Annotated in this window: 22 protein-coding genes and 1 riboswitch; of the genes, 8 read left to right on the forward strand and 14 right to left on the reverse strand. The window is 60.3% G+C overall.

The genetic code is table 11. The features are described from left to right. The first annotated feature begins 5 nt into the window (after window positions 1-5). A riboswitch (ZMP/ZTP riboswitch) is annotated at window positions 6-111 on the forward strand. Window positions 112-200: 89 nt separating this feature from the next. Then, window positions 201-1448, forward strand: a complete 1248-nt coding sequence (gene glyA / locus THI_RS04125) for a serine hydroxymethyltransferase (protein WP_013104969.1) — start codon at window positions 201-203, stop codon at window positions 1446-1448. Here glyA and THI_RS04130 read toward each other — a convergent pair. Together THI_RS04130 and putA are read right to left on the reverse strand one after the other, a co-directional pair. Continuing rightward, window positions 1436-2173: a GNAT family N-acetyltransferase gene (locus tag THI_RS04130; RefSeq protein WP_041609144.1), complete on the reverse strand. Its 738-nt coding sequence runs from the start codon at window positions 2171-2173 to the stop codon at window positions 1436-1438. The genes glyA and THI_RS04130 overlap by 13 nt on opposite strands. A gap of 28 nt (window positions 2174-2201) precedes the next feature. Further along, entirely contained in the window at window positions 2202-6260 is a 4059-nt protein-coding gene (putA, locus tag THI_RS04135; protein ID WP_013104971.1) for a trifunctional transcriptional regulator/proline dehydrogenase/L-glutamate gamma-semialdehyde dehydrogenase, read from the reverse strand. Between the two features lie 155 nt (window positions 6261-6415). Between putA and THI_RS04140 the strand changes: the two genes are divergently transcribed. Continuing rightward, window positions 6416-6889, forward strand: coding sequence for a cyclic nucleotide-binding domain-containing protein (locus THI_RS04140; RefSeq protein ID WP_013104972.1), 474 nt, complete (start codon window positions 6416-6418; stop codon window positions 6887-6889). A 49-nt stretch (window positions 6890-6938) separates the two neighbouring features. On the opposite strand, the gene THI_RS04145 is transcribed toward THI_RS04140, so the two are convergent. From THI_RS04145 to THI_RS04160, 4 genes are all read right to left on the reverse strand, one after another. Next, the gene (locus THI_RS04145; protein WP_231836369.1) at window positions 6939-7601 is read right to left on the reverse strand and encodes a LysE family translocator; all 663 of its coding nucleotides are present in this window, start codon (window positions 7599-7601) and stop codon (window positions 6939-6941) included. A 725-nt stretch (window positions 7602-8326) separates the two neighbouring features. Then, a complete protein-coding gene (locus tag THI_RS04150; RefSeq protein ID WP_013104975.1) occupies window positions 8327-9601 on the reverse strand; it encodes a type II toxin-antitoxin system HipA family toxin in 1275 nt (424 codons plus the stop codon). 48 nt (window positions 9602-9649) lie between these two features. Beyond that, window positions 9650-9976, reverse strand: coding sequence for a helix-turn-helix domain-containing protein (locus THI_RS04155; RefSeq protein ID WP_013104976.1), 327 nt, complete (start codon window positions 9974-9976; stop codon window positions 9650-9652). 473 nt (window positions 9977-10449) lie between these two features. Further along, window positions 10450-11073, reverse strand: a complete 624-nt coding sequence (locus THI_RS04160) for a hypothetical protein (RefSeq protein WP_013104978.1) — start codon at window positions 11071-11073, stop codon at window positions 10450-10452. A gap of 300 nt (window positions 11074-11373) precedes the next feature. Here THI_RS04160 and THI_RS04165 point away from each other — a divergent pair, with 300 nt between their 5' ends. Next, window positions 11374-11580 (forward strand): DUF3563 family protein, encoded by a 207-nt coding sequence (locus THI_RS04165; RefSeq protein WP_013104979.1) that lies wholly within the window; start codon window positions 11374-11376, stop codon window positions 11578-11580. 666 nt (window positions 11581-12246) lie between these two features. Here the strand turns inward: THI_RS04165 and THI_RS04175 are convergent. Continuing rightward, window positions 12247-12888, reverse strand: a complete 642-nt coding sequence (locus tag THI_RS04175; RefSeq protein WP_013104982.1) for a hypothetical protein — start codon at window positions 12886-12888, stop codon at window positions 12247-12249. Between the two features lie 560 nt (window positions 12889-13448). Here THI_RS04175 and THI_RS18360 point away from each other — a divergent pair. After that, entirely contained in the window at window positions 13449-14318 is an 870-nt protein-coding gene (locus THI_RS18360) for a hypothetical protein (RefSeq protein WP_013104983.1), read from the forward strand. Then, on the forward strand, window positions 14318-15760 hold the full coding sequence (locus THI_RS04180) for a hypothetical protein (protein WP_013104984.1): 1443 nt from the start codon (window positions 14318-14320) through the stop codon (window positions 15758-15760). Before THI_RS18360 ends, THI_RS04180 begins: the two co-directional genes overlap by 1 nt. Window positions 15761-15812: 52 nt before the next feature. On the opposite strand, the gene THI_RS04185 is transcribed toward THI_RS04180, so the two are convergent. The 4 genes from THI_RS04185 to THI_RS04200 all read right to left on the reverse strand — a co-directional run bounded on the left by THI_RS04185 (window position 15813) and on the right by THI_RS04200 (window position 19563). Further along, window positions 15813-16442, reverse strand: a complete 630-nt coding sequence (locus tag THI_RS04185) for a hypothetical protein (RefSeq protein WP_013104985.1) — start codon at window positions 16440-16442, stop codon at window positions 15813-15815. Between the two features lie 139 nt (window positions 16443-16581). Next, the gene (locus THI_RS04190) at window positions 16582-17499 is read right to left on the reverse strand and encodes a nucleotidyl transferase AbiEii/AbiGii toxin family protein (protein ID WP_013104986.1); all 918 of its coding nucleotides are present in this window, start codon (window positions 17497-17499) and stop codon (window positions 16582-16584) included. Further along, on the reverse strand, window positions 17492-18421 hold the full coding sequence (locus tag THI_RS04195; RefSeq protein WP_013104987.1) for a type IV toxin-antitoxin system AbiEi family antitoxin domain-containing protein: 930 nt from the start codon (window positions 18419-18421) through the stop codon (window positions 17492-17494). The genes THI_RS04190 and THI_RS04195 overlap by 8 nt, the downstream gene beginning before the upstream one ends. Before the next feature lie 512 nt (window positions 18422-18933). Continuing rightward, window positions 18934-19563 (reverse strand): hypothetical protein, encoded by a 630-nt coding sequence (locus THI_RS04200; protein WP_141130511.1) that lies wholly within the window; start codon window positions 19561-19563, stop codon window positions 18934-18936. A 482-nt stretch (window positions 19564-20045) separates the two neighbouring features. Here THI_RS04200 and THI_RS04205 point away from each other — a divergent pair, with 482 nt between their 5' ends. Beyond that, the gene (locus tag THI_RS04205; RefSeq protein ID WP_013104989.1) at window positions 20046-20246 is read left to right on the forward strand and encodes a hypothetical protein; all 201 of its coding nucleotides are present in this window, start codon (window positions 20046-20048) and stop codon (window positions 20244-20246) included. Between the two features lie 890 nt (window positions 20247-21136). After that, on the forward strand, window positions 21137-22390 hold the full coding sequence (locus THI_RS04210) for a hypothetical protein (RefSeq protein ID WP_013104990.1): 1254 nt from the start codon (window positions 21137-21139) through the stop codon (window positions 22388-22390). Between the two features lie 301 nt (window positions 22391-22691). Here the strand turns inward: THI_RS04210 and THI_RS04215 are convergent, their stop codons facing one another. Then, window positions 22692-22904, reverse strand: coding sequence for a hypothetical protein (locus THI_RS04215; RefSeq protein ID WP_013104992.1), 213 nt, complete (start codon window positions 22902-22904; stop codon window positions 22692-22694). Between the two features lie 200 nt (window positions 22905-23104). Between THI_RS04215 and THI_RS04220 the strand changes: the two genes are divergently transcribed. Continuing rightward, window positions 23105-23443, forward strand: coding sequence for a single-stranded DNA-binding protein (locus THI_RS04220; protein ID WP_013104993.1), 339 nt, complete (start codon window positions 23105-23107; stop codon window positions 23441-23443). 424 nt (window positions 23444-23867) lie between these two features. Here the strand turns inward: THI_RS04220 and THI_RS04230 are convergent, their stop codons facing one another. Both THI_RS04230 and THI_RS04235 read right to left on the reverse strand, forming a co-directional pair. After that, window positions 23868-24290: a DUF5615 family PIN-like protein gene (locus tag THI_RS04230; protein ID WP_013104995.1), complete on the reverse strand. Its 423-nt coding sequence runs from the start codon at window positions 24288-24290 to the stop codon at window positions 23868-23870. After that, complete coding sequence (locus THI_RS04235) at window positions 24287-24949, reverse strand: DUF433 domain-containing protein (RefSeq protein ID WP_013104996.1); 663 nt, start codon at window positions 24947-24949, stop codon at window positions 24287-24289. Before THI_RS04235 ends, THI_RS04230 begins: the two co-directional genes overlap by 4 nt. Window positions 24950-25034: the final 85 nt, after the last annotated feature.

Consider the following 25034-nt stretch of genomic DNA (forward strand, 5'->3'; position numbering starts at 1 on the left):
AACATCTTCATCTGCACGACTGGCGATAGAAACCGGCAACATCCGCGGTTTCGAGGTGGGACGAACCACCGGGGAGTGCTGGACTTTAAGCCGTTCGCCTGGGCCAGCGCCATCGCTGTCAATGATCTTCATCAGCCCAGGCTTGCGCACCTCCACATCTTGAAGGAAGCTGGCGCGGGCCGTTCAGACGGAAATTCGCCATGTTCGACCGCCGCATCACCATCGCCCAGACCGACCCCGAGCTCTGGGCCGCCATCCAGTCCGAGAACCAGCGCCAGCAAGACCACATCGAGCTGATCGCCTCGGAAAACTACACCTCGCCCGCCGTCATGCAGGCGCAGGGCTCGCAACTCACCAACAAGTACGCCGAGGGTTATCCCGGCAAGCGTTATTACGGCGGCTGCGAGTTCGTCGACATTGCCGAGCAACTGGCGATCGACCGCGTCAAGCAGCTCTTCGGGGCCGAGGCGGCCAATGTGCAGCCCAACTCGGGCTCGCAGGCCAATCAGGGCGTGTTCTTCGCCTTGCTGCAACCTGGCGACACCATCATGGGCATGAGCCTGGCCGAAGGCGGGCACCTGACCCACGGCATGCCGCTGAACATGAGCGGCAAGTGGTTCAAGGTAGTGAGCTACGGCCTGAACGCGCAGGAAGAGATCGATTACGACGCCATGGAGCGTCTGGCGCACGAGCACAAACCCAAGCTGATCATCGCCGGGGCTAGCGCCTACAGCCTGCGTATCGATTTCGAGCGTTTCGCCAAGGTGGCCAAGGCCGTGGGCGCCTACTTCATGGTGGACATGGCGCATCACGCCGGGCTGATTGCCGCTGGCGTCTATCCCAACCCCGTGCCCCACGCCGACGTGGTGACCACCACCACGCACAAGAGCCTGCGCGGACCGCGCGGCGGCGTGATTCTGATGAAAGAGCAGCATGCCAAGGCCATCAACAGCGCGATCTTCCCCGGCATTCAGGGCGGCCCGCTGATGCATGTGATCGCGGGCAAGGCGGTGGCGTTCAAGGAGGCGCTCGCACCTGACTTCAAGGTCTATCAGCAGCAGGTGCTGACCAATGCCCGCGTGCTGGCCGAAACGCTGACGCGGCGCGGCCTGCGCATCGTCAGTGGACGCACCGAATCGCACGTCATGCTGGTGGATCTGCGTTCCAAGAGCATTACCGGCAAGGAAGCCGAGAAGGTGCTGGGCGAGGCGCATCTCACGGTCAACAAAAACGCCATCCCGAACGATCCCGAAAAGCCCTTTGTGACTTCGGGCATCCGCGTGGGCTCGCCAGCCATGACCACTCGCGGCTTCAAGGAGGCCGAGGCCGAGAAGACCGCCAACCTCATTGCCGATGTGCTCGACAACCCGCACGACGCGGCCACGCTGGAGCGGGTGCGCGCCGAGGTGAAGAAGCTGACCGACGCGTTCCCGGTTTATTCCGCCTGATCGTCGGCTGTGCCCCTCAGGGCGGCGGCGGTGAGTGCCGAGAGGCGCTCGCGCTGTCGCCCTTTTTCATCGAAGTTTTCCGCGGCCAGCCAGCGCGTGAAAGCCGCGCGCAGTGCGGGCCATTCCCCGTCGATGATGCTGAACCAGGCGGTGTCGCGGTTGCGGCCTTTGACCACGGCGGCCTGGCGGAATACCCCCTCGAAGCTGAATCCGAGCCGCCGTGCCGCCTCACGCGAGGCGGCGTTGAGCGCATCGCATTTCCATTCCAGTCGGCGATAGCCCAGTGCAAATGCCTGGTCCATCAGCAGGTACAGGGCTTCGGTCGCCGTGCGCCGACGTTGCAGCAAGGGCGAGAAGTAGAGGTGGCCGATCTCGATGCTGCCAGCCGCCGGGGTGATGCGCAAATAGCTGGCTAGCCCGGTGGCGCGGCCAGTGCCTGAATCGACGATGGCAAAGAACAGCGGATCCGGGCCCAGGCAAGTGGCCTGCAACCAGGCCTGGTAGTCGAGTGCCGAGGCGAACGGACCGTAGGGCAGATAGTTCCAGCCGTCGCCGCGGGCATCCAGGGTTTGCGCGGCGTAGAGGTCGGCGGCGTGGCGCTGCGGGTCGGCGGGTTCCAACGTGCAGGTCGCGCCGATCAACGCGGTTCTCGCGGGTGGATGAGGGGCGATAAATCCGGGGACGGGCTGGCCGAGCGCGGCGGTGCATTGCGGGTCGGTTGGCATGGTGGCTTTTGGCGGCATGTGAGACGAGTCAGCCCAGGGTCATGAGTTGTGCGTTGCCGCCCGCCGCAGCGGTGTTGACGCTCAGGCTTTGTTCATGCACCAGGGCGGTGAGATCCATCATCGCACCGTCTGCAAGCTGGGCTGGGCGCAGGCTTTCGATGCGCAGAATCAGGCCGTCGCGCTGCGCCAGCTGGTCTTGCAAGCGGGCCAGGGCGTCGGCGTCGCCCTCAAACAAGACCACGCTCAGTTCGGGCAGGGCGTCGCGCTGGGTTGGAGGGCAGGAGCGCACATATGCCTTCACCGCGGGTGGCAGCGCGTCCAAAAAGGTGGCGAGCGGGCTGTCGGGGCTAGGCGCTTCGATGAGGGCGAGGTTGCCCGTGGCGAGCGTGGCGGCGATGTGATGCACCAGACCCAGCACCGTTTGCGGTATGCACCAAACTCCGCCACTGCGGGGCAGAAGCCGGTAGCGGTTGGATTCTCCCGTCGGCCCAGGCAGGGTGTAAACCGAGCTGATCGGGCTGTGGGCGAGATAGTGTTCGCACGCAGCCTGCGCGCGCGTCGTGTCCTCGTCATCCAGATTCATGGTGTGATTCTGCACGGCGGCCAGCAGATCGCGCAGCGCGGCGAGGCTTGCAGGTTCTGGGGTGATCTTGCTGCACTCGGCGGCTGCTGCCGCGAGGTTGGCGGGCAGCGCGCTGTTGGCCTGCGGCAGAGGCTGCACCAGCCGGTGCAGATAGAGCGGGCCGCCGGCCTTGGGGCCGGTGCCCGAGCGGCCCATGCCGCCGAAGGGTTGCACGCCGACCACGGCGCCGATGAGGTTGCGGTTGACGTACACATTGCCGGCGTGAATGCGCTCGCTCAACTCGGCAACGGTTTCGTCGATGCGACTGTGTACGCCGAAGGTCAGGCCGTAGCCGGTGGCGTTGATGGCGTCGAGCACCGCGCCGAGTTGCTCGCGCCGGTAGCGCAGCACATGCAGCACCGGGCCGAACACCTCGCGTTGCAGGCGGTCGATGGTGTCGAGCTCGATCAGCGTGGGACGAACAAAGGTGCCCAGCCCGCCGCTTTCATCGCGCCCCAGCCGGGTGACGCAAAGGCCAGCGGCCTGCATGCGGGCGATATGGGCTTCCAGGTTGTCGCGGGCCTCGGCATCGATGACGGGGCCGAGGTCGGTGTGCATGCGGTCGGGGTTGCCCAGGCTCCAGTCGTCCATCGCGTCTCGGATCATGCCGATCACCCGGTCGGCCACATCTTCCTGAATGCACAGCAGACGCAGGGCCGAGCAGCGCTGACCGGCCGAATCGAAGGCCGAGGTCAGCACGTCGGCGACCAACTGCTCGGCCAGTGCGGACGAGTCGGCAATGAGCGCGTTCTGCCCGCCGGTCTCGGCGATCAGCACAATGCTGCGGCCCTGCGGGCTGAGGCGCTTCGACACGGTGCGCGAAATCAGTTGCGCCACTTCGGTGGAGCCGGTGAACATCACCCCGGCCACCGCCGGATGCGCCACCAGCGCCGCGCCCACCGTGCCGCCGTCTCCGGGAACGAGTTGCACCGCATCGGTCGGCACGCCGGCCGCGTGCAGCGCGTGCACTAAGGCTGCGGCGATGAGGGCGGTCTGTTCGGCGGGCTTGGCCAGCACCGCATTGCCTGCCGCCAGCGCGGCAGCCACCTGACCGCAGAAGATGGACAGCGGAAAATTCCAGGGACTGATGCACAGCACCACGCCCAGCGGACGATGAGTCGCGTTGTCAAACTGCGCCGCCGTCTGCGCGGCGTAGTAGCGCAGGAAGTCCACCGCTTCGCGCACCTCGCCGATGGCGTCGGGCAGGGTTTTGCCCGCTTCGCGCACGATCAGCCCGAGCAAGTTCTGCATCTGCTGTTCGAGCGCGTCGGCTGCGCGCTGCAGGCAGGCGGCGCGCTCGCCGGGCGGGGTGACTTGCCAGATCGGCGCGGCGCTCTGGGCGCGGCGCGTGGCTTCGTCCACTTCTGTTCGGGTCGTTTGGCGCACCCAGCCCACCTGATCGCGCGGATCGGCGGGGTTGAGCACGGGCACCCAACCTACGGCTGCGGCCTGCGCGTTATCGGCGGGCGGGGGTTGTTCTGCGACGGTAGGCGACGCGTAGGCCATGTGCTGCGCACTGCGCAGCAGCGCGGCGCTGAGCGAGGCCAGCTGTTGCTCGTTCGCCAGATTCAGCCCGGCGGAATTCAAACGCGCCTGCGCGCCCAGCCCGGAAAACAGTTGCCGCGGCAGGGGAATACGCGGATGCGGCGCGCCGAGCACGCTGGTCTCGACGGCAATCGCGCGGGCCTCGTCCACGGGGTCGGTCACCAGTTCGGACACGGGAACGGCGTCGTCGCCGATGCGGTTGACGAACGAGGTATTGGCGCCGTTTTCAAGCAGGCGTCGCACCAGATAGGCCAGCAGGGTGTCGTGCGTTCCCACCGGGGCGTAGATGCGGCAGGGGCGGGCCAGCTTGCCCGCGCTGACCGGGCCGACGACCTGGTCGTACAGCGGCTCGCCCATGCCGTGCAGACACTGAAACTCGTATTGCCCCGCGTAGTAATTCTCCCCGGCCATCTGCATGATGGACGCCACTGTCTGCGCGTTGTGCGTGGCGAATTGCGGATAGGCCGCGTCTGGCGCGGCCAGCAGTTTGTGGGCGCAGGCTAGGTAAGACACATCGGTATGCACCTTGCGGGTGTAGACCGGATAGCCGTCGAGCCCGTCGATCTGCGCACGCTTGATCTCGCTATCCCAATACGCGCCCTTCACCAGCCGCACCATCAGCCGGTGCCCACTGCGCCGGGCGAGGTCGATGAGATAGTCGATGACGAACGGACAGCGCTTCTGGTAAGCCTGTACCACGAAGCCGATGCCGTTCCAGCCCTTGAGAGCCGGGTTGAAGCACAGGGTTTCGAGCAGGTCGAGCGAGAGCTCCAGCCGGTCGGCTTCTTCGGCGTCGATATTGATGCCCACGTCGTAGCGCCGCGCCAATTCGACCAGGGCGGTCAGGCGGGGCAGCAGTTCATCCATCACCCGTGCGTACTGGGCCCGGGTGTAGCGGGGATGCAGCGCGGAGAGTTTGACCGAAAGCCCTGGCCCTTCGAAGATGCCGCGGCCGTGCGAGGCCTTGCCGATGGCATGCAGGGCCTGTTCATAAGCGGTGAAGTAACGCTGCGCGTCGGCCTCGGTGATCGCCGCCTCGCCCAGCATGTCGTAGGAGTAGCGAAAGCCCTTTTTCTCCTGCGGACGGCTGTTGGCCAGCGCTTCCGCAATGGTCTGCCCGGTGACGAACTGCTCGCCCATCAGCCGCATGGCGCGCTGCACGCCTTGGCGGATCAGCGGTTCGCCCCCCTTGCCGATGAGCCGCGACAGCGCGCTGGCCAGCCCTTTTTCACTGGTGGTTGCCGTCAGTCTGCCGGTCAACATCAGCCCCCAAACGGCCGCGTTGACGAATACCGACGGCGAGTGACCGAGATGCGCCTGCCAGTCGCCCCGACTGATCTTGTCGCGTATCAAGGCATCGCGGGTGGCGTTGTCGGGGATGCGCAGCAGCGCCTCGGCCAGACACATCAGCGCCACGCCTTCCTGGCTGGAGAGCGAAAACTCCTGCACCAAGGCCTCCACGCCGCCCATTTCGCGCCTCGCCCGCACGCCTTCGACCAGCCGCTCGGCCATTTGCCGGACGGCCGCGCGCTGGGTGGCGTCTGGAATCTGCGCCAGCTCGATCAGCATGGGCAGACATTCCGGCTCCGGCCGATGCCAGGCTGCGGTGATGGCCGCGCGCAGATCGGTCTGCGGCAGCACGTTCTGCGCCCAGTCGAGAAAGGGAGTGGGAAAGGGGGTGGAAAAGGGGGTGGGATAGGTTGCACCTTCCGGCTCGTCGTGCGGGGTGCCGGGTTGCGACGGTTTTTCGGTCGAACTCAACGTGTCAAGAGAAAACTCGCCACGCTCGATGTGTTCCACCATGTTCAGCGTGGCCTGCTTGATCAGCCAGTGCGGTGTACGCCCCAGCCGATCTGCGGCGAGCCGCACCCGTTGGCGCAGGGCTTCGTCCATTTTGATACCGGTTGTGGTTGCGCCCATTTTTATTCCTTTCGCGTGATGGGTTGCAATTATTGGTCTTAGGTGCAACCAACGTATCAGGGATAACGCTTATTTCGATACATTGAGGTGAGTCAACACGCCTTCTTGAGGAAGGCATGCAATGGTCAAGTTGACGCAACCTTAGGAGTCCTGCGATGCCATTCGCCTCTACCCTGCGCGATCTACAGACCCGCACCATTTTGTCGGCCCTGCAGCCCGAACAACTGGAACGACTGCTCTCCCATGCCACCGAAGAGCACATCGCGGCAGAGGGTGTGATCTTTCTGCAAGACAAAGAGGCCGACGCCTTCTACATCGTGCGCGAGGGCAAGGTGCAGATTCAGGTGCCGGCCATCAACGGCCCGGGCGTTGAAGTACAGGCGCTAGGCGAATGGGATGTGATCGGCTGGTCCTGGCTCATCCCCCCTTATCGCTGGGCGTTTGAAGCCAAGGCGCTCACGCCGGTCACGCTGCTGCGCTTCGATGGCAAGGCTATTCTGCAGGAATGCGAGAGCGACTCCGCCCTCGGTTATGCCCTGATGAAAATTTTCGCCGGACTCATGTCCGAGCGCCTGCGCGCCGCCCGGCTGCGCATGATGGAAAGCTGGGCGCCGCCTGGCTGGGCTTGAGGCGGGGTTTGATGGTCGGACTGTATGTAAAAGCTCGGCACTGGCGGCGTCAAGGCCGGGATAGCCGCAGCAGACTCAGACCGAACGCACAGAACACCGAGCCCGACACCCGCTGCGGCCAGCCCGAAGCGAACCAGATGCTCAAGCGTTTGCGCGCCAGTACGGCCAGCCCCGCATAGGTGCTCAGCGCCAACAGCGAAATCGCCATGAACGTCAGCGTGAGCGCCAGATATTGCGGACCGAGCGGGCGCGAAGCGGTGAGAAACTGGGGAAACAGGGCCGCGATGAACACGATCGCTTTCGGGTTGCTCAACGCCACCATCAAACCCTTGACGTACAACTTATGCGGTTTGTGCGCAACGTCAGCAGTTTGAACCGTCTTCGCTTGCGCCCCATCGGGGCGCCGAGCCGCATGACGCCACTGCTGCACGCCCAGCCAGATCAGATAGGCGGCGCCTGCGAACTTCACCACGGTGAAAGCCAGTTCGGAGGTCTGGAGTATGGCGTTGAGCCCCAAGGCGCTGAGTGTCGCCAGCACCAGCAACCCGGTGATATTGCCTAGCGAAGACAAAATGGCGTGCCTCCAACCGTGGTGCATGGCGTTATGGATGGACAGCATGACCGCAGGCCCCGGTGTGAACGAGGCGGCCAGCGCAAAGCTGATGAACAGCAGGTAAGTCGTCCAGCTTGGCATCGCGAGGGTGGAGCGCAATCGGCTGCGTGTGAGTGAAGTTTGGTAGGCCGTGCTGGGCTCGAACCAGCGACCAAAGGATTATGAGTCCTCAATAAGAGGTGTTGTGAGCAAATATTCTAATCATAAGTCATTGAAAAATAACACATTGACATCCTTTTGTTGGGTTAAAAATTTGCTCACGTTTGCTCACGCCGCTCCAGGGGTACTCGGCTTGACGTCTTCCCAGTGGCGGGCCAGGAAAATCGTCCAGACGCATCAAACAGAGAGCCTCAAGTCGAAGTCGCAGACCTTGAACGACAGTTGGTGGTCATTTTGATGACGACGAGCCCGATTATCCTATCCGAGCTCCCTTGCTCTCGAGTCAAGCGCTGGATGTGTCTTTTCATGGAAGCATCGTCCACAGAGAGCTGGCTAGCCCGTTGCCTCGGGGCTTGACCGATTTGTTAGTGACCATGGTGAAGTCTTTGGCGACCACATGGTCAATGACTTTCCAGTCCCTAGTGCCCGCCAATCCACGGTCTTACACATAGGTGTGACCTGGCATGACCAGAGTCTCTCCCATGGCTTCCAAGTCGTTTGTCACCCGCGCGGCCAAGTGGACACTTCCCTTAGTATGGGTACGCAGCGGATGAGCCGTGCGCCGAAACAAGCCCCTTACCGTCAGAACCTAGGCGTTGGCTTAAAGCGTTAACGCTCTGAACGAGCTTGATGACGCCGCCCCCTAAAGGCTAAATTCGTCGGTCTTACAAGCCCGATAATTTCTTGGCTTCTACCAAGCTTGAATGCTCGAACGCCGACGCAAATTCATTGAGTTCTTGCGTCGTCATGCCGATGTCCGCGGACTGCCCCACCGCGCGCCACTGCAAAACGGCCTCCACCACTTCGCGCACGATTGCGAGAGCATGCTCGCGGGTCAACGCGAACTGCGAGGCTTGCCCTAGCAATTGGGACATGCTGGTGACGGGGCCCGTATCTTCACTCAGCCAGGTTTTGGACTCGCGGTCTTTGTCTGGCATCGGATTGATGTCGAACGCAGGCGAGAGCTGCCATTGATTGCCGCCCATGTAGAGGAAGCCAATGTTTTGAAGGTGGTCGTCGACGTTGGTGATGAGGTGGTTGAACACCTGACGTCGCCACAATTCTTGGGCATCGACGACGTAATTTGCGCAGACCCCCTTCATCACCGCAAGAACCTCGGTGTAAGCGTGTTCCTCTTGTCGATTCGCCTGAAGTAACGTGGCGCCTGAGATGTACGGAATCCGTGCGTCCTGGGGGGTGCGGTCAAATCGCCGGATGACGGCCACTGCAGTGCCTTGCACCACCGCTACATGGGCCTTCGCGGCGGTTATACCCGCCAAGGCTGCCAGCTTGAGCGCAAGTACCTCCGCACGAGTCACATTGCGTTCGTCGTTGATGCTCGGGAACTTGCCCAGTGCCAGGTAGCCTTCTTCGTCCAGGATGCTGCATTTCGGGCGCATCCCTCCAAGAGAGGTGGCCTTGCCTCGCAGATAGGCCAAATCCTGGGCGGATTCCTTGCCGAGTTCGACTGCTCGAGAAGAGGCGAGCATCTTCTCGAGCTCGAGGAGTGGAGGCGTCGCTCGCCTGCCCGCAGGTACGGACTCGAGGTAGGCGCCATAAGCATTACGCAAACGCAGCGCACCCATTCGGCTGAAATCATCGACCGCGCAAAGGTAGTCGAGCTCGCTCAATGCGCCCAGCTTTGAGTCTTCCTCTCGGCGCTTGGCATGCGCGCGGGCGATGACACGACGACCCCACGCATCTGGCTCGGTGTCTGCGAGGGCAAGGAAGAAAAGCGAGTCTTCCTTGGTCGCCGGCTTGCGGGTCTGGTAGCCCGGCGTGGCCGTGAGGTCCGGCGATACGTTAAACGTGTCAGTATGGTCGAGCCAGTCTTGGAAGTAGGCGAACTGCGTGAATACGCGAGGACCGTTTCGTACAAACACGAGTTTTCCCACGGGTATGCCGGATTTTCCCAGACACACATCCAGTTCTGTTTTCATGGTTTGTGCCCCGGCACTTGCTCTGGTCACCCTATCGCGAACAAGCCTTCAAAAGGCTTTAGGCGTCTTGCGACGCTTGCTGTAGACACGAGATGGAAGTTTTGCGTCCATCAGCGCAAGTCCCACGGAGTCAGCCTGCGTGTCCAAAAGAAGGCTCAGCTTTTCCAAATCACCAAAAACCTGCAACGCGCTGGCCAAGTAGGTGAGCGCTGTTCCAGGATGGCCGTCCTCCAGCCGACGCACAGTGCTCACCGAGACGCTCATGCGAGACGCCAAATCGGCTTGGGATAGCCCGCGTCGCCGTCGCGCGAGCTCGATGTTCCGGCCCAATGCCGTGAGCGCCCGGGCTACAGCAAGATTAGGGGTGGCGACCATTTAAGCATCCTTATACGAGCGGCTGTAAAGCACAAGCATTCCAATAAGAACAATTGTAGTATGCCAGCACGGATTCTTCAAAAAAGACTCCCATGAGAGCGTTTGTCATCCACAAGCGCTCTCTAAAGAGAGTTATCCGCAAACAGCGCCTCTGGAGTCAGGGCAATAGCTGAAAAAAGACTTGTTTGAGCAAAGCGCCCAGCCACTGAGGGCTCTGGATGCCTGGGCCACCGAAAGCATTCCCGGCAGAAAAAAGCCCCCTGAAACCTGAAGTCTCAGAGGGCGAATCAGGTGCCTAGTGAGTAGGCTCGAGACGTTAAGCCAACGCCTTGCCGTCAGCACGGGAAGGGCGCGTATTGGCCAACCGGAAAGCTTTAAAGCTCTGGGGCAGGATTGCTATCGAACTCAGATGGGGTTGGCGTCTAGGCTCTCGCGAACTGTCATTCAATGCAGGGGCTGCGTTGCAGGGCCTCTTAGAAAATGCAGTCATAGTCCTCAGGGTTTTCTGGAGCCGTTGTAACTTGTCTCACCTCGCCTGGCCAGCAGACAAACACCCGTCGTTCAAATTTCTTGACCCCAGGAACGAGATTCGGCGCCACTTCCTCGATGCTCTTGGTCAATTCGTCGAGCATTTCCAGCTCTTCACCCGCGCCGGCATGCATGGACCCCGACAGCAACTGTTCCTTGAATCTACGCCAGGTGGCACCCTGCAGGTCGGTGACGGGAAGGCGGCACGTTGACACGGAAAACAGCGGCCTGTCGCGGTGCTGCAGGATGAGTCTCATCAACCCATACCGCTCCACACCGTCAATCAGCCATGCCCGTGCATCTGTGCTCACTATCGGGATAGCGCAGACGATTTGCAGCTCCCGTTTTTGCAGCACCAAAACCACTGTGCGAAACGTGCGGTCGTCATGACCGCTAAACAGCGTCAACGCTGCCTTCAGCGTTGCATTCCGCAGACGCCTGAGGTGGTGCCCAGGAAGTGGCACTAGCAGCGCTGCTCCAGTGAGCGGTGTGTCTGCTGCTTCAAACGCAGCCATCGCACCGGGCTCAAGAAACTTGCCCTCGTCAAAATACGTTTTAACCAACGCCATGTTTGTCCTCCTTGGTTGAATGGCCTATTTCGTATAGGCATCAACTTCTCAACCGGGGATGACCGGGCTTGCACTCGTCGCTGGACGGCACTGCCAGGCCTGACGCCAAGGAGACACTAGACGCGGCTCGAGCTGAAACCGGCCCTTCTCGGACTCTCCATCCAGTGCCCGACGCGCCTCACCCCTGTGATGCTGCAACGCAACAATTTTTGTCCTTACGCTATTGCAGGGAAGGGAATCGGCCTAATATCAGGGTTATCCCTTATTACCCTGAAAGGCTCCCCACAAGGGAGGCCCATCATGAGCACCTTCAAACACTTCCTTGAAAATTTGTTTTCACCCCTTGATGCACAGCAGCAGGCCGAACAGGCTTACCTCGCCAAGGCCGTTGATGCCTGCGACCTGGAGCGCCGGATGCATGAACTCGAGTACAGCGATGGAGCTGCGCTGAATTTTCCGGTGCACGCGGCTCACGCAGGAACACACGCCTGGCGGTCGCCGTGGTGACATGCACCGCCGCCGCGGCGTCACCCATTGCGGAGAAACCAGCGTCGATAGAAGCGGCGGTGGCCTCGGCAGTCTCAGTTGGGAAGCACGCCCTGCAATGGCCATTCGACACCATGCGTGACCAGTATGCGAACGCTGTGCGCGCTGGGCTGGTTGAACGGTCGCTGATTGCATCAGCGCAGTTCGAGCGCAAAGTCGCCGTGCTGGAACAATCGCTGCTGGGCCCCTGCGCTCGGCACGTTTGACGACGGCTTTCCTTGAGCGCGGTCGGGCGTCGGCCGGTCAGGTCATGCGTTACGTGCGGTCTGCGCACCGGCAGTTTGCACAAGCACCGCGCCTGCTCCAGGTCCGCTGAGTGGGTGATGTGTGCAGCCCGAGATTCGCCGTGTCTTCGTCACAAATCGCATTGGCCATTCCGCCTCCTACGCCAAAATACGGCTGAGCTGCCTACCGCAAGACCCTCTTAGGGCCAGGGCGGGTGCCATCTCGCTCTAGGCCGGGGTGCGTGCATTCGGACGACGCGTTCAAAATATTCGGTGGTTGCCCCTACAAGAAAAGGCGCCGAACCCAGAAAGGATTCGGCGCTGAATTGCGACGTGTAAACGACCGGCAAGCCGGTGGAGATACACGTTCTTGTTGTTGCCCTCTAATGCCGGCTGGGCGGCGTCAATGGACCACTGACGGTGTCGCACCGTCAGTGGCTGATAAGTCCTCCCGCCCAGGCGGCACATACTGTGGGTCCGGGATGCAAACGACCACGTGAAGTGTCTCGACTACAAAGCCTTGAATCACAGACCGCGGCGCTGCCTCGACTTCGAGCAGCAGCTTGTAGAAGTCCAGACCGCGGGCCTCTGCCTCCAGTTCATAGCGTGCCCGCATGACCTGTTGCTTCGCGTCACGCCACTGCTCGCTATTGATGTCATCGACAAGTCGCGCTGAGTTCAGCAGGGCCAGCTGCTGCGTCTCCGTAACAGACACCGCAAGTGTCACTCCATGGCGACTTTCGACAGCTTCGATAAACCAATCACGCGAGACCTTGTCGACAAGCGGCACGATGTACATCGCCTGCGTCGACGCAGCTTGCATATGAATAACCGCGCAGGGCATGCCGTTCTGCGTTGCTGCGACGCCCATCCCAACGCCGTGTGGGACCAGCGGGCTCTCCAAGAGCTGGACAACTGCCTCAGGAAGTTCGCACAGCAACGCATGCCCTTGGGAAGTGGGTTTTTTCTTGAGTGTTGTGAGTTCCTCCGCAAACTGAATGGGGTCGAGAACGATGCCGGCGGACCGGTGAATTTTGATGGTCATAGAGTCATTTCTCCTGGGGTGGTAGTTGGCCTGCTTCGTGTAGCTACTGACCCCCAGAACCGCATCCGCCAACCTCGGAGATGCGCCGAGGTTGGCTCTTACCTCCCTCGGCGCTTGACGTACCCACTTTCCTGTAACGCCCGTAACAGGCTGCCGTCGTTTTCGCCCTGGACCGCCTCCAGGAGCTGCGACCAGGTTTTGTAGGTCCGCGTTGTGCGGACAGAATACATCGTCTGCGTATTTTTGATTTGCTATATTGGCCGACTGCGAAAAGCCACCATCACGCATGAAGTGCGACGGAAGCGACAACGGACGGTTTTGATAAGCTGGAGGGGGTTATGGCCACGCTGCAACCAAATGCGCAGTCTGGCGCAGGACATTCAATGTCAACACCTGTAAACGAGAGATGAAAATTACTATCGTTCTGCCATTCAAAGGTGATTTAAGTAACGCAACGAAACAGTGATTGCATTAGCTGACGTTCGAAGAACTGCCGTGCCGCTCCAATTAAGCTTTGAGCTGACCGTTATCGTGCACTATCAAATTGAGGGGATGACTACATGTTGAATATGGACGCTGCTGCTTCAGCACGAAATCGTCTAAAGACAGCAGTTGACTGCTACAACTCACATCAAGAGCAAACAAAAAAACTCGCAGAGCAGCTCTATGCGCTCCGTCGGTCGAGCAGCGAAGAGTTGATTGGACCTATAGAGTCCTTCGTAAATGGATTGGCGTCGATTCCAAAAGAATTTAATCGAGCATTTGCGGCGTATCACGTCGAACTTCAGACTTTTGACGGCGTGGTTGCAGAGACCGATACGCGCCTGAAAGACATCAAGGTTACAGGCTCCACAGCAACCGGAGCGGGCGTCGCGGCCGGCGCAACCACTGCGATGCTGGCTCCAACCGCCGCAATGGCCATTGCGACTACCTTTGGGACCGCGTCTACAGGTACGGCCATTGCAACGTTGTCTGGTGCAGCAGCTTCGAATGCTGCTCTCGCATGGTTGGGTGGCGGTGCCATAGCCGCCGGTGGAGGGGGTATGAGCGGTGGTGGTGCATTGCTCGCTTTGGCTGGGCCGATTGGGTGGGGGTTCGCGGGAGCCGCGGCTGTAGCAGGAGCGGTCTATGTCGCAAATGCAAATAGCAATGTCGCGAAAGAAGCTGATGAGAAGCTGAAACCAATTGAAATCGGAATTTGTACGCTCAAACTGGCTATTCGGGAAATATTGCAGCTATTGGACCTTACACGAGAGCACGTTCAAGGCATGAATAAATTGTTCTCGGACCTCAGTGTCAATGCTCCGAAGTCATACGCAGAATTCGATGCCAAGCAAAAACAGACGCTAGCTGCGTTGATTAATCACGTGCAATCTTTGTCTGCTTTATTAAATAAAAAATTACAAGACGCTAGTAATGGAGCTTATTAGTGAAACAAAAAATTAATATTCCAGATTCGTCTTCAGTTTCCGACCAGTTTGCCGGCATTTTCGTTGATGGAATTAATGCAACCAGGTTTCGAGACGCAAACGGGCAGTTAGCAGCCCAAGATGCTTCTTTCTTGAAATCTATCGCGGAGATGGCCAAGGTCCGCGACTTCATTGGCGCCCCCGAACACATTTTAGGTCGAGATAACACCAAACACGGCGAGATTGCCGAGCAAGTCGAGGTGGCCGTGAGGCGCGCTCGAGATGTTTTGGGGGGTATGGAACCCACGGCGACGTTCGATGGAGTTGGCAGAACGGCACCTATGGATTACCGGGTTGGAGGCATTGACGTCCAGTCCAAATTCATTAATGGAAGCAATAACACCTTGAGCCATGTGATTGACCATATGGACCGTTATACGAACTTCGGTCGAGATGGCTCCATCTATCAAATCCAGAAGGAACAAATTGACCAAATTAATTCGGTTCTAAATGGCAATACTGGCGACTTAAGTGCAAAAACAGTCCAAGCAATCCGCGATAAAGTGCAACACATCGAACAATTATCCGGTAAGTCGTTTGATGAAGTCGTTAGACCTTCGGTATCCGACTATTCGGAGGTGCAGGTCGGTAAAATAAATCAGACAATTGACCGACACGAGAGCGACCTTCGCGGGCAAAACGAAACACTGAAGAATCAGATTCAGGCTAGGCATCAACCATCAGTCGCCGAAGGCTTCAAGGCCGCAGGTAGCGCTGCTGCTGTAGGAGCAGCTGTAGGCTTTACAGCGAAGGCATGGGTCAAGTATCGGGAGGGAAAGAATATCTTCAAGGGCGATTTTACTGCGGAAGACTGGGAAGAGGTCGGTGGCGCAGCGCTCAAAGGAGGCGTCGGTGGGGCTATCGCAGGTGGTGCTATTTATGTCTTGACGAATAGTGCGGAGCTGTCAGCTCCTTTCGCCGGCGCATTTGTGTCAGCAGCAAAGGGGGTCGCATCGCTGGTGTCCGATTACCATGCGGGCAAGATTTCGATGGGAACGCTTATTGATAATGGCCTATTTGTTTGTAGCGATGCGGCTCTCGTCGGTATTTGCACGGCAGCGGGACAAACGTTAATCCCAATTCCTGTGATTGGGGCAGTAATAGGGTCGTTTGCTGGTAAGCTTTTATCGCTTTTTCTTGGAAGCAGAGTGCAAGCAGCTCAGAAGCGTCTGAATGTTGAGTTGCAGCAGTTTCGTAAGGCAGTCGGAACAAAGTATCAATCTCTGTTGGAAGAAATGGATGCCAAGTTCCAACAACTGGGCGATTTGACCAATGTTGCGTTCGATGTCCGGCTCAATGAAAACCTTCTGGCCAACAGCGTGGCGCTGGCACGCGCGTATGGGGTCCCAGACGAACGGCTTCTTCACTGCGAAGGTGAGCTGGACAAATTCATGTGCGGTTAGGTGCCAAGTGGGCAGGTGTTGGTGGGCTGCTTTGCCATCGGCTTGCTGCAAGCTAATGGCCCCGCCGCTTGACGTACCCACTTTCCTGTAACGCGCGCAACAGCGAGCCGTCGGTGTCCCCCTGGACTGAATCCAAAAGCTGGGACCAAAGCTTGTATGTGCGGGTGGTGCGGACGCCTTCTGCGGGCGCTTTGCCGTAATGACCGGCGGCCACGGATTGGGCGGCAGTACGGATGCCGGTGAGTGCCTCCGCCAGCGGGTCGGCGGACTCGGTGGTTACGGCGGTTACGGCCGAGCCCTTCGCATGCAGTCCCCCCACCACCTGCTGCAGCTGTTCAACAAGGGCGGCCGGGACGGGTTGCCCAGCACTGCGGTCAGCCGCTTCACCCAGCAACCGTAACGCCTCTTCAATCCGCCACGCAGGGTCCATCTCACGTTGCTCTGCCGCACGATTTTCCTCCGAGGCTCGCTGCCGGGCTGGGGTGCAGACTTTGGATTCAACAAAGGCGAGTTCGGCGGGCGAAAGCTTTGATTGCAGGTTGGGCGAGATGGCGGCGGCAGTGAGGGGGATGCTGCCCACGTATCGCTGGTGCGTGTAGCCGTGGGTGTTGCCGGCGGTGCCCTTGGGGACCCAGGCTGAGCGGTAGAGCAGGGCACGGTTACGGCGGGTTTTGATGTGCATGTTGCTGACTCCGGTGCTGTTGTGTGCATCGTGTAGTCACCACTGTTGGAAAGGAAGCGTCACCCCACAAACGCGGCGCGCTTGAGCGAGCCGTCAAAGATGACCTGCTATCGGCTTCTGGCTAGTCGTTCAGGCTCAACTAAACGCTGTCGGTGGCAATGCTCGCCTGTCCGTTGGCCTCTGGAGTAGCCGCAGGGAGATAGTCCCACGGGAGGTCTTCGTAGAAGCCTTGGACTCGCGCGTAGGCTTCTTCGAATGGCGGTAGCTCGCCTTCGACTTCTGGGGCAAGGTCTTCGTATCCCTCACTGGCCATCCTCTTGATTTCAGGATTGGCAAACGAGCCTCTATTGGGCTCAATTCCGCGTTCGCGGCACGAGGTTGCCAGCAGTTCAAGTAGCCCCTTCTTATCTTCTGCCGTGAACGCGGCCCCGGAGGCTAGCAGGAGGTTTAGGTCGTAAACGTCTTGGCGCCTGTTTCTGTTTCGAATTGGTTGCTGCAGTAGAGAGCGCATTTTCTCTGCGAGCAGGTTCTCGAAGCTATAGACCTGAAGCCCGTCTACATCGCCAAGGCCCAAAAGCTCAACGTCGTAGACAGCCTCGTTGTAGCTGTAGTCAATCTGCACGACAGTGGTGGCCTGTCCGCTGTTGAGCCTCGCGACGGCTGCGATTTTGCTTCTCTGCGCGTATCCGATGCTCACCGAGAGTGTGGGGAACTTTGCATCAGGCCGACGCGGGTTGATTACGGCTCGCTGTCGCCTACACATGGTGTCATAGGGTAACTGGTCGTTCGCTAGCGCAAGCTGCTGGTCGAGTTCCTCTAACAACTCCTTTTCGGAGTTCTTGGCGTACTTTTCGCGTGTGGAGAAGTCCGCATCCTTTGTGAATCGGCTGCTGTCGTATCTGATGGCCATCAGCATTCCCCCCTTCATGACCATCGTCGACCGAAGTGCGAGGGAGGTGCTAATTGCGTGGAGAACGATATGGACAGCTTCTCGGAAGCTGGCTTTCCCTAGGGGGGCCTTTTTGACCCATTCCGGGAGGTCGAGTTCTTCAAGCATCGTCGAATTCCTGCTCTGGAGAGCTAAGTGACGGCACGTTTATGGATAGCTTCCACGTCTCGGAGTAGTTCGAGACGTACTCGCCGTCGGGGTCCAGCTTTCGAGAGCCACCGCGCTGCGCATAGGTTTGCCACTCGCTTGCTGCGTCGAACTGCAGGTGACACACCTCCGTCAGCACGTAGCCAGCGCGAACCTTGTCGATGGACTGACCGTGGCGGCTCACTTCGTCCACGATGAGCTTTAGGTTGCGCTTTGCTTCGCGTCGATAAACGTCAATGACGTGTTGCATACCGCCGCACGACTTGGGTTCGCGCAGCATGTCGAGGAAGACGCGACCAATCGTTGCGACTCTTAGAGGCGAGCCAGCGACGTTCCGAAATGCTCCAAACTGGCTCCGCTCATGAACATGGATAGTTGTTCCTAAGAGGTTGCTCAGAGCCGGGAGCGTTAGTCGAGGGAGGCCAGACTGCTTATACGCCACCAAGTCCTCTGCAAGGTCTCTTGCCATGCGCGCCTTGGCTTGCTTGCGCCATTCGATTGCCGGAGGCCTGGTTAGATAGAGGATTTTTGGGAACCTGTCGGTGAGGCCGTGGTGCTCCATGGCGCTCAGATGCGACACATACGCGAACGGGTCGAGGCAGCATGCAATCTCCGCGGGACTTGCCGCGGAGTGACCGAAGAGCAGATAGGCGCTGCGGGCGCCGCTTATCTTGACCAACAGCCGGACGGCGAGGAGCGCATCCATGACCCGCTCGTACTCCCTCTTAGACGCCTCGATTTCCAGAGACTTGCCCTTCAAATAGACCAGCTTGCCGAGTTCGTAAGCGGTAATGGCCGGTCCGGTGGACGCGCTTAGGCTTTCCGCGACGAGAGGGAGAAGGTCAGTGTGCGCTGGGACTGCTAGGTTTTTTGGATTCGTCATAGCGCCGTACGCTGTGTCCTGAGGACACAGCGTACGGCGCTATGCTTGAAAAATCAAGCATCCGCGCAGCAGTTCTATACGTCCAGCTGCTACACTTGCGTCCTCAGGACGCAAGTGTAGCAGCTGGAGCTACCGTAGCCTAGTCCTCCAGACGATTTGCATCGGAGACGGGCTTTGACTTCTTCGCAGTACGGCCTTACACTGCGTCCTTAGGACGCAGTGTAAGGCCGTACTGATTGACTTCAATCTGCCCCTTCTAACCAACGCGGCCTAAGCGGTGGATGGGCTAGCTGTCGCAGCAGCTCACAGTGCGTCCGGGCATGCGACTCGCGCTTGCCTTCGCTCTGCTCTCACCTATCCAGTTGACTGCCGACCTGGATACACCTTAGTTTGCCTCGACTATCCTGCAGCGTGTTCCTGGTTGAGCCTTTCCAGCAGCCTAGTGACCGCGACACCAAGAGTTGTTGGGAACGTCGAAAGCGCTACGCGCAGATAGTCACCTAGTCTAGTCATCAGACTTGATGGGCGTCTTCCGCGGCGACGGCATGCCAAGCGGCGCTGCTGAAGCCGGCACTCGGATGCAACATGCGAACCGCCAGCACGCGCCTCACGGGTTGACTCATCCTCGGCTGCGGAGCCAAGTCGTACCAGCACGACAGTGCTCTTACGTTCTTTTGAATCGTCGGGCCAGCTGTTGCCTCTTCAGGCAACCAGTTCCAAAGCGTGTACCCGAGGACCCACACCACGTCGGGTCGAAGGACTTCAAGCGTTGCGAGGAAGGGTTCCTTGGCCGCTTCAATCATTTCAGATTTCGGTCCGACACGGGGGCCGTGGCCAACCGATTCCTGAATGAAATTGGCGTACGCGACAGAGTCCCAGAAGCGTCGCTTTTCGTCCAGCGTCGGCGCGTGCCCGATGGCAACCATCGCAATCTTTGTCCAGTGCGCCACACTGTCTTCACCTGAACGCTGCTCCTCAATGCATTGCCGCGTGAGGTCAGCGGTCACGGGCACGTCCGAATCCCACTGGTAGTGAGATTGCCCAAGGATGAGGGTGCGACGCCCCCAAAGACCCTCTTCAAAAGCCCCGCCAACCCATGGCTGAAAATACACGGACGCAGGGAATTCGGGATACGTTCCCATCGAGACGCCTCCATAGTCAAACTCGCCGATTCCGCAGCGAGACGTCAGCTTAGCGTTCTGCAACTCTGACATGGAATCCGTGTAGAGGTCGCACAGATGGTGCCCGTCGCAAGCCACCAGTTCCGCGTCGCGGATGCACGGGGTGCGACTGATTGAGGCCCTTCGAGGGTTGGTGCGGGCGCTATCGGCGACTGGTCCAGAGCCAGAACGTCCGGGCTGACGCGCTTCAAGCCATGCCCGCATCACGCGCCCTCTTCCCGGCGCCGTCTGGTGTGCCTACACTCAAAGCCACTGGAGCACGCAATGACCTCGTATGACCGCAAGAACGACGTCATCGACCTGCTCGCAATGAAGTAGGCCAGCGTGGCACGCATGCTCGCGACGGCCAAGGCGCTCCACGACAGGAGCGAGCTGCGGCCTATGCCAATCCCTGCTCACGTCGCGCTACCTACTGCGGAACCTCTTCGAGTGAGGACTAAGAAGTGAGCGGATTGACCGAATGCGACCAGGATAGCCCCGGCGTCGCGGAGACCATTCGGGCGATGTCGGCAGACGAGGTGCGCAAGCTTCTCGAAGAAGCGCGTGCGTCGGAGCTGCGCCGAACGCTGGAGGATGTGCAGGCAGTTGTCGCCGCTTGGCACGAGTTCGGTAGCCATCCGACTCCTTCGAAGGCTACGGGGTAGCGCTCCCTGTGCATCGCTGAGATGCCGACGGTTACACCGCCGCGGGCACCACGGGAACACGTCCCCTGGCATCACCGTGACCACGGTGGCTGGCAACTGGCGGCACTCTCACCATCGACACGGACATCATCGAGTGCGCCTGGCCCGATGGCACCACAGGCCATCACCTCGACGGACCCGCGGGCGGACGGCGCTGCGTCCAGCAGCGTCCATCGATGAAACTGTTGCTGCGAGTAGGGGTCACGCTACACCCAGTCGGTACGTCAGTGAGGAGGCATCTGCCGCGACCGGGCACGGCAAGGCGGTGCGAACCGCCGCCGGCCCAGCGCAGCATGCCCTCGTGCGAACAGCTCGGCGCGACCAGCGCCGAGACACTGCAGCGCGGGTCCCGCGATTTCATCGATGAAACTCCGCGCCTGAGCCCGCCCTCGCCGGACGAATTTCATCGATGAAACTGGGGCGACCAGGCGCTCGGCAGCACGGCTGCATGAAACCGTGGGCAAGCTGCGACAGCACGGCTGCTGGCAGAACAGTTGGAGCCGACGTCGATAGCACAGTGGCCTTGCAAGTACATCCGGGACGGCGGCGGTTCGCACCGGCGCAGCCGGGCGACGGAACAGCCGACCTTGAGAGACGTCGCGACGAAAACGTGAGCGACGCGCGCCCCTGGCGCGCGAGGTTGCCCGCTGGGGAAAAACCTCCTGCCCCCTGCCAGCGGGCGACCGCTCGGTCAGCCCCTTGAGTCACCCAGATTAAGAACGCGGCGGCGTGGTGCGCAGGACGCTGAGCCTCGGTTGCGCGGTCGTTGCTATACGCAATAAGCCCCGCCGCATCGCAGGAAGTCTGGTCGATGGGCGGCCCCGAAAACTTTCAGCGCTGAAAGACCGCCTATGTCGAAACCCAACACCTCCGCAAAGACAGATGCCACAGCCGACTGTGCTCCCGTGTCATCGCCGCCGGTCACACGTCACACCACCGCCGACATCACTGCGGCAGATGGTGTCATCAACCCTGCGAGCACTCGTAACGGTGTCACTGTCGTGCCCTCCACGAGCGGCTCCGTAACACCCGCCACGGTTACCGGAGCCACCAAGCCCTCGTGCCGCATGCCGACCCGCGGCATCACGGCAAGGGCTTCCAGCCTGTGGCTGCGCGATGTGATTTATGAACGCTCACTCAAGTTAGTCGACCGATTCCGGGTTATCAGGACTATCGACATCGCCGCCTGGTGCTTCCCGGAACGCCCCTTCAAGGCGGCCTTGACCGCCGCCCAGCGCGCCGTGCGCGGCATGGTCAAACAGGGGCTGTTACGCCGTTACAGGACCGACCGATTTCAGACCGTCTATGGACTGACCCAGCGCGGTGTCGATTGGCTCGGTGAACACGGTTACGCCGCAGCCTCCTCGGTGCGGCGGGTTAGCGACATGACCAATCCCGAGCACCGCCTCTGGGCCCAGTTTCTGGTCATCTGCGCCCGGGCGCGCGGCCTTCGGGCGCTGACCGAATCGGAGCTGTTGCAGGAACTGAACGCCGGAGCGAAAAAGCCCGTGCAGGGTTACATCACCGTCTCCGTCAGGCGGGGTAATGGCACCGTCCTCAAGAACCTGCGGCCCGACGCCGTGGCGTTTGAGAAAGCCGGGCTGGATGCCATCTGGTTTGAGGTGGACCGGAGCAAGCGCGGCTCCGAGCGCCAGGCCGACCTGGTCGCCCTGATTCATGCGCTTGGCCGCAAAACGGCGGACGGTAAAACCCTGCGCCAGGTCGTGGTGCAGTGCAAAACCGAGCGCATCGAGCGCGATGCCATTCGTCTCGTCGAACAACTCGCGGCAGCGAGCAATGGCCAGGTGCTCACCGAGGGTCGCAGCCACATCCGCCGCCGGGAGCATGGGGTCTACGAAGTCTGGGCTGCGGTTCCCTATAAGTATCGCGATGGCCGTGTCAGCCTGACAGACGACTGCATCGGCCACATCATCGTGCAGATGCTGCCGACCTGGCTTCCCAAAGTCCGCATCGATGCGACCAATCGTTGGAGCACGGATGGGTGGTTCGAAGCCAATTTCTTGCCCTTCAAATTGCCCCCTGCGCGCGGTCGTTGGGAGTTGCCCGTATCGCCGTTTTTGCCCAGCGAGGAGGAGACCGAGTGACGGTAACCCCTGGCCTAGGGAGTCTCTTTTTCGCACCCAGTCATCAACTTGCGTGCGAGCTCCGCCGCCATATTGGGCGCTCCAAGCCCCAGCCGCGCGTCCGTGAGCACGAGTCGATGTTGTTCCTCTCCTGCCTTGTCGGCTGCTTTATACGGTGGCTAATGCCTGAGCTTCCGGCATCAGTGAGATGACTTGGTGAGCTGTTGAATTCGCCATTTCCGCCAACTCGCGCTAGAGGCTCTGGCCCCGGCGTGCCGGTCCGCTCGGCCCCACCAATCGGCGGAGCCGAGGTCTTCCGTCCTCAGACAGGCACAAAGACGACCCGTCCGCTTAGACGGCAGCTTTGCCGGATGTGCCGATGGGCGATGAGCTGTTGAAACACCCCACCGGTCAGAGGCACTGACTGCCCTGCATGCTTCAGGCGGTAGGTAATAGGCGCCCCTGACATCTGCTCGATGATGGCGCCTTCGTTTAGCAGCGAGAGCGCTGCGAGGTACTGACGATGCCCTTCCATGATGAATCCCCTTTCGATGGGCGCACGAACCCTCTGTCGTGCGTCTTCATTGGGGGTCTTGCAGGCGGGGAGCCCGCGGAGGTGGGTCAGTTCATTTGTGAATCCTACTCCGCTCGTGGCGGCTCAACGCGGTCATTTCTGTAGTCGCTATACGTTGTGATGGCGTCCGCCATCGTCATTCGAATGAGGACAACAAACTTATGCAAGTTTTTGGAAACGTGGCCACGGATGCGGCACGCAAGGAAAGCAAAACGAGCGGCAAGGCCTACTGGGAGTTCCGTCTCGCCGAAAGCCAGCGCGGTATCGACAAGGAGCCGACCTGGTACACCGTGCGGGTCATGAAAGATTCCAACCCGGGTCTCGTGAAGGGCGACTTCGTCAAGGTGACGGGCAAGTTGAAAACTGATTTTTATCTTTCCCGCGAGGGCAAGCCAACCGGCACGCTGTTGATTCTCGCGTTTGAAGCCACGAAGCTTGCCCGGCGGGCAGCGGTCGAGGAGACAGCGGGCGCCGAGGGAGCCGGAGGTACTGACGATTAGGCCAGGCGATGCCAATCACTCATTCACCTTAAATTTAGATTTTTTTCGCCCCCGACCCCGGCTAGCCGTTCTGTTAGGTATTGCTAAGCCATCCCGGTTGATTCAAGCCCCTCCCGCCTCGGCGCGAGGGGCTTTGTTTTGTTGACTGGGGCCCGACGCCTAGCGGGCAGGTCTGGCTGATAGTGGCTGATGTCCTCCGGAGCGACGGGTCCCCGGGCTAGGCCCAGGTGCATGGTCGGGGTTTTTCCGTCCCGGCCCACCTCGCCGTAGTTGAAGTCAGTGCGGAAGATGGTCAACACCTTGACCAGAACGTCAGGGTTGTAGGCGCTTTTGCCGAACCAGAGCCTCCGGTCGGTGTTGAAGCTGGCCACCGCGCGTTCCGCTAACGTGAGGCCAGGCCTCACCTGCATACATGGCGGGGCGGCTACGCTGCGTCAGGAATGTCATAGATGGTCACCTCGATGGAGCCATCTTCATGTTCGAAGACCTCCAACGCCTGATTGACCAGGTCATCCATCGCCGCGAGCTCGTTGAGGGCTATCTGAAATAGGTCGAGCTGCCGCTGCAGGTCGAGGGTGTGCACGGAGTTCAAGCACACGAGACCCGCGTGAATCGGCTGCCTCGCGTGCTCCCCGCCGAGATTGCCTGGCCCGCCACCGCGGAAGTCGACAGAGTTGTGGGTCACCAGCGTGAAGTCACCGGCAACCACGTGTTCGATGAGTACCCAGTCTTTGGTTCCTGCCAAACCCCGGTCGCGCACGCAAGTGGACTCGACGTGGCCCGCGTCAATAGCCATCTGTACGAGTTCCGGTGTGAGGCACTCGTCGATGAGGAACCGGAACGTCATGCAGCGGCTACGCGCTTGACGACGCGCGTGACACGACGCGGGAGCCCTGGATTCGCCTCTGAGATGCGGCGCGGCCGGCCACGGCGAGGATGGACTTCGTTGTAGACCTTGGCGGACTGGATGTGCGCTTCGGTCAGGAACGGGTACGACGCCTTCAGGCGACCCATGTCGATGCCAGCGGCCAGCGAGCCAAGCACGATGTCGACGGGCACCCGAGTGCCTGCGAACACCGCCGCTCCGTCCATGACTTCTTGGTCAGTGGTCACCAGCGCTTCCGCTTGGTCGACTTCCTTGGCACGGGCTAGCGCGCTCTGAATGTAGGGTTTGACGTCAACGACCAAGGTCTTGCGCTCGACCTTCCAGCTGACGGCGTCCAGCAGCATCCAGGTGAGGACGCGGTCCTTCACCGCCAGCTGTTCGACCCGCGCTGTGAGTTCCTCGAGCACCTGCCGACGAGCGCCCGCGAGGAGCAGGTCTTCGTTCGCGAAGTAGAACTTCGCGAAGGCAGCCGCCAAGAGGGTAAACCAGCGGCTGTTGCCTCGCTGTTCGAAGAGGGTCTCTGGCAACAAGCGTTCGTCCACAACCCGATTCATTTGCCGGTCCGTCAGGTCAGCGATGAACGCAGCTTCTGCGGTGGGGATGAAGAGTTGAGTGGACATGGTGACTAATACCTCCGGACAGTCGGAAGTATAGTTCAAAGGGCTCCGGCATGCACAGGACTGACGCAACACCTGCTTGTCTACC

Source organism: Thiomonas arsenitoxydans (assembly GCF_000253115.1).
Lineage (GTDB): Bacteria > Pseudomonadota > Gammaproteobacteria > Burkholderiales > Burkholderiaceae_C > Thiomonas > Thiomonas arsenitoxydans.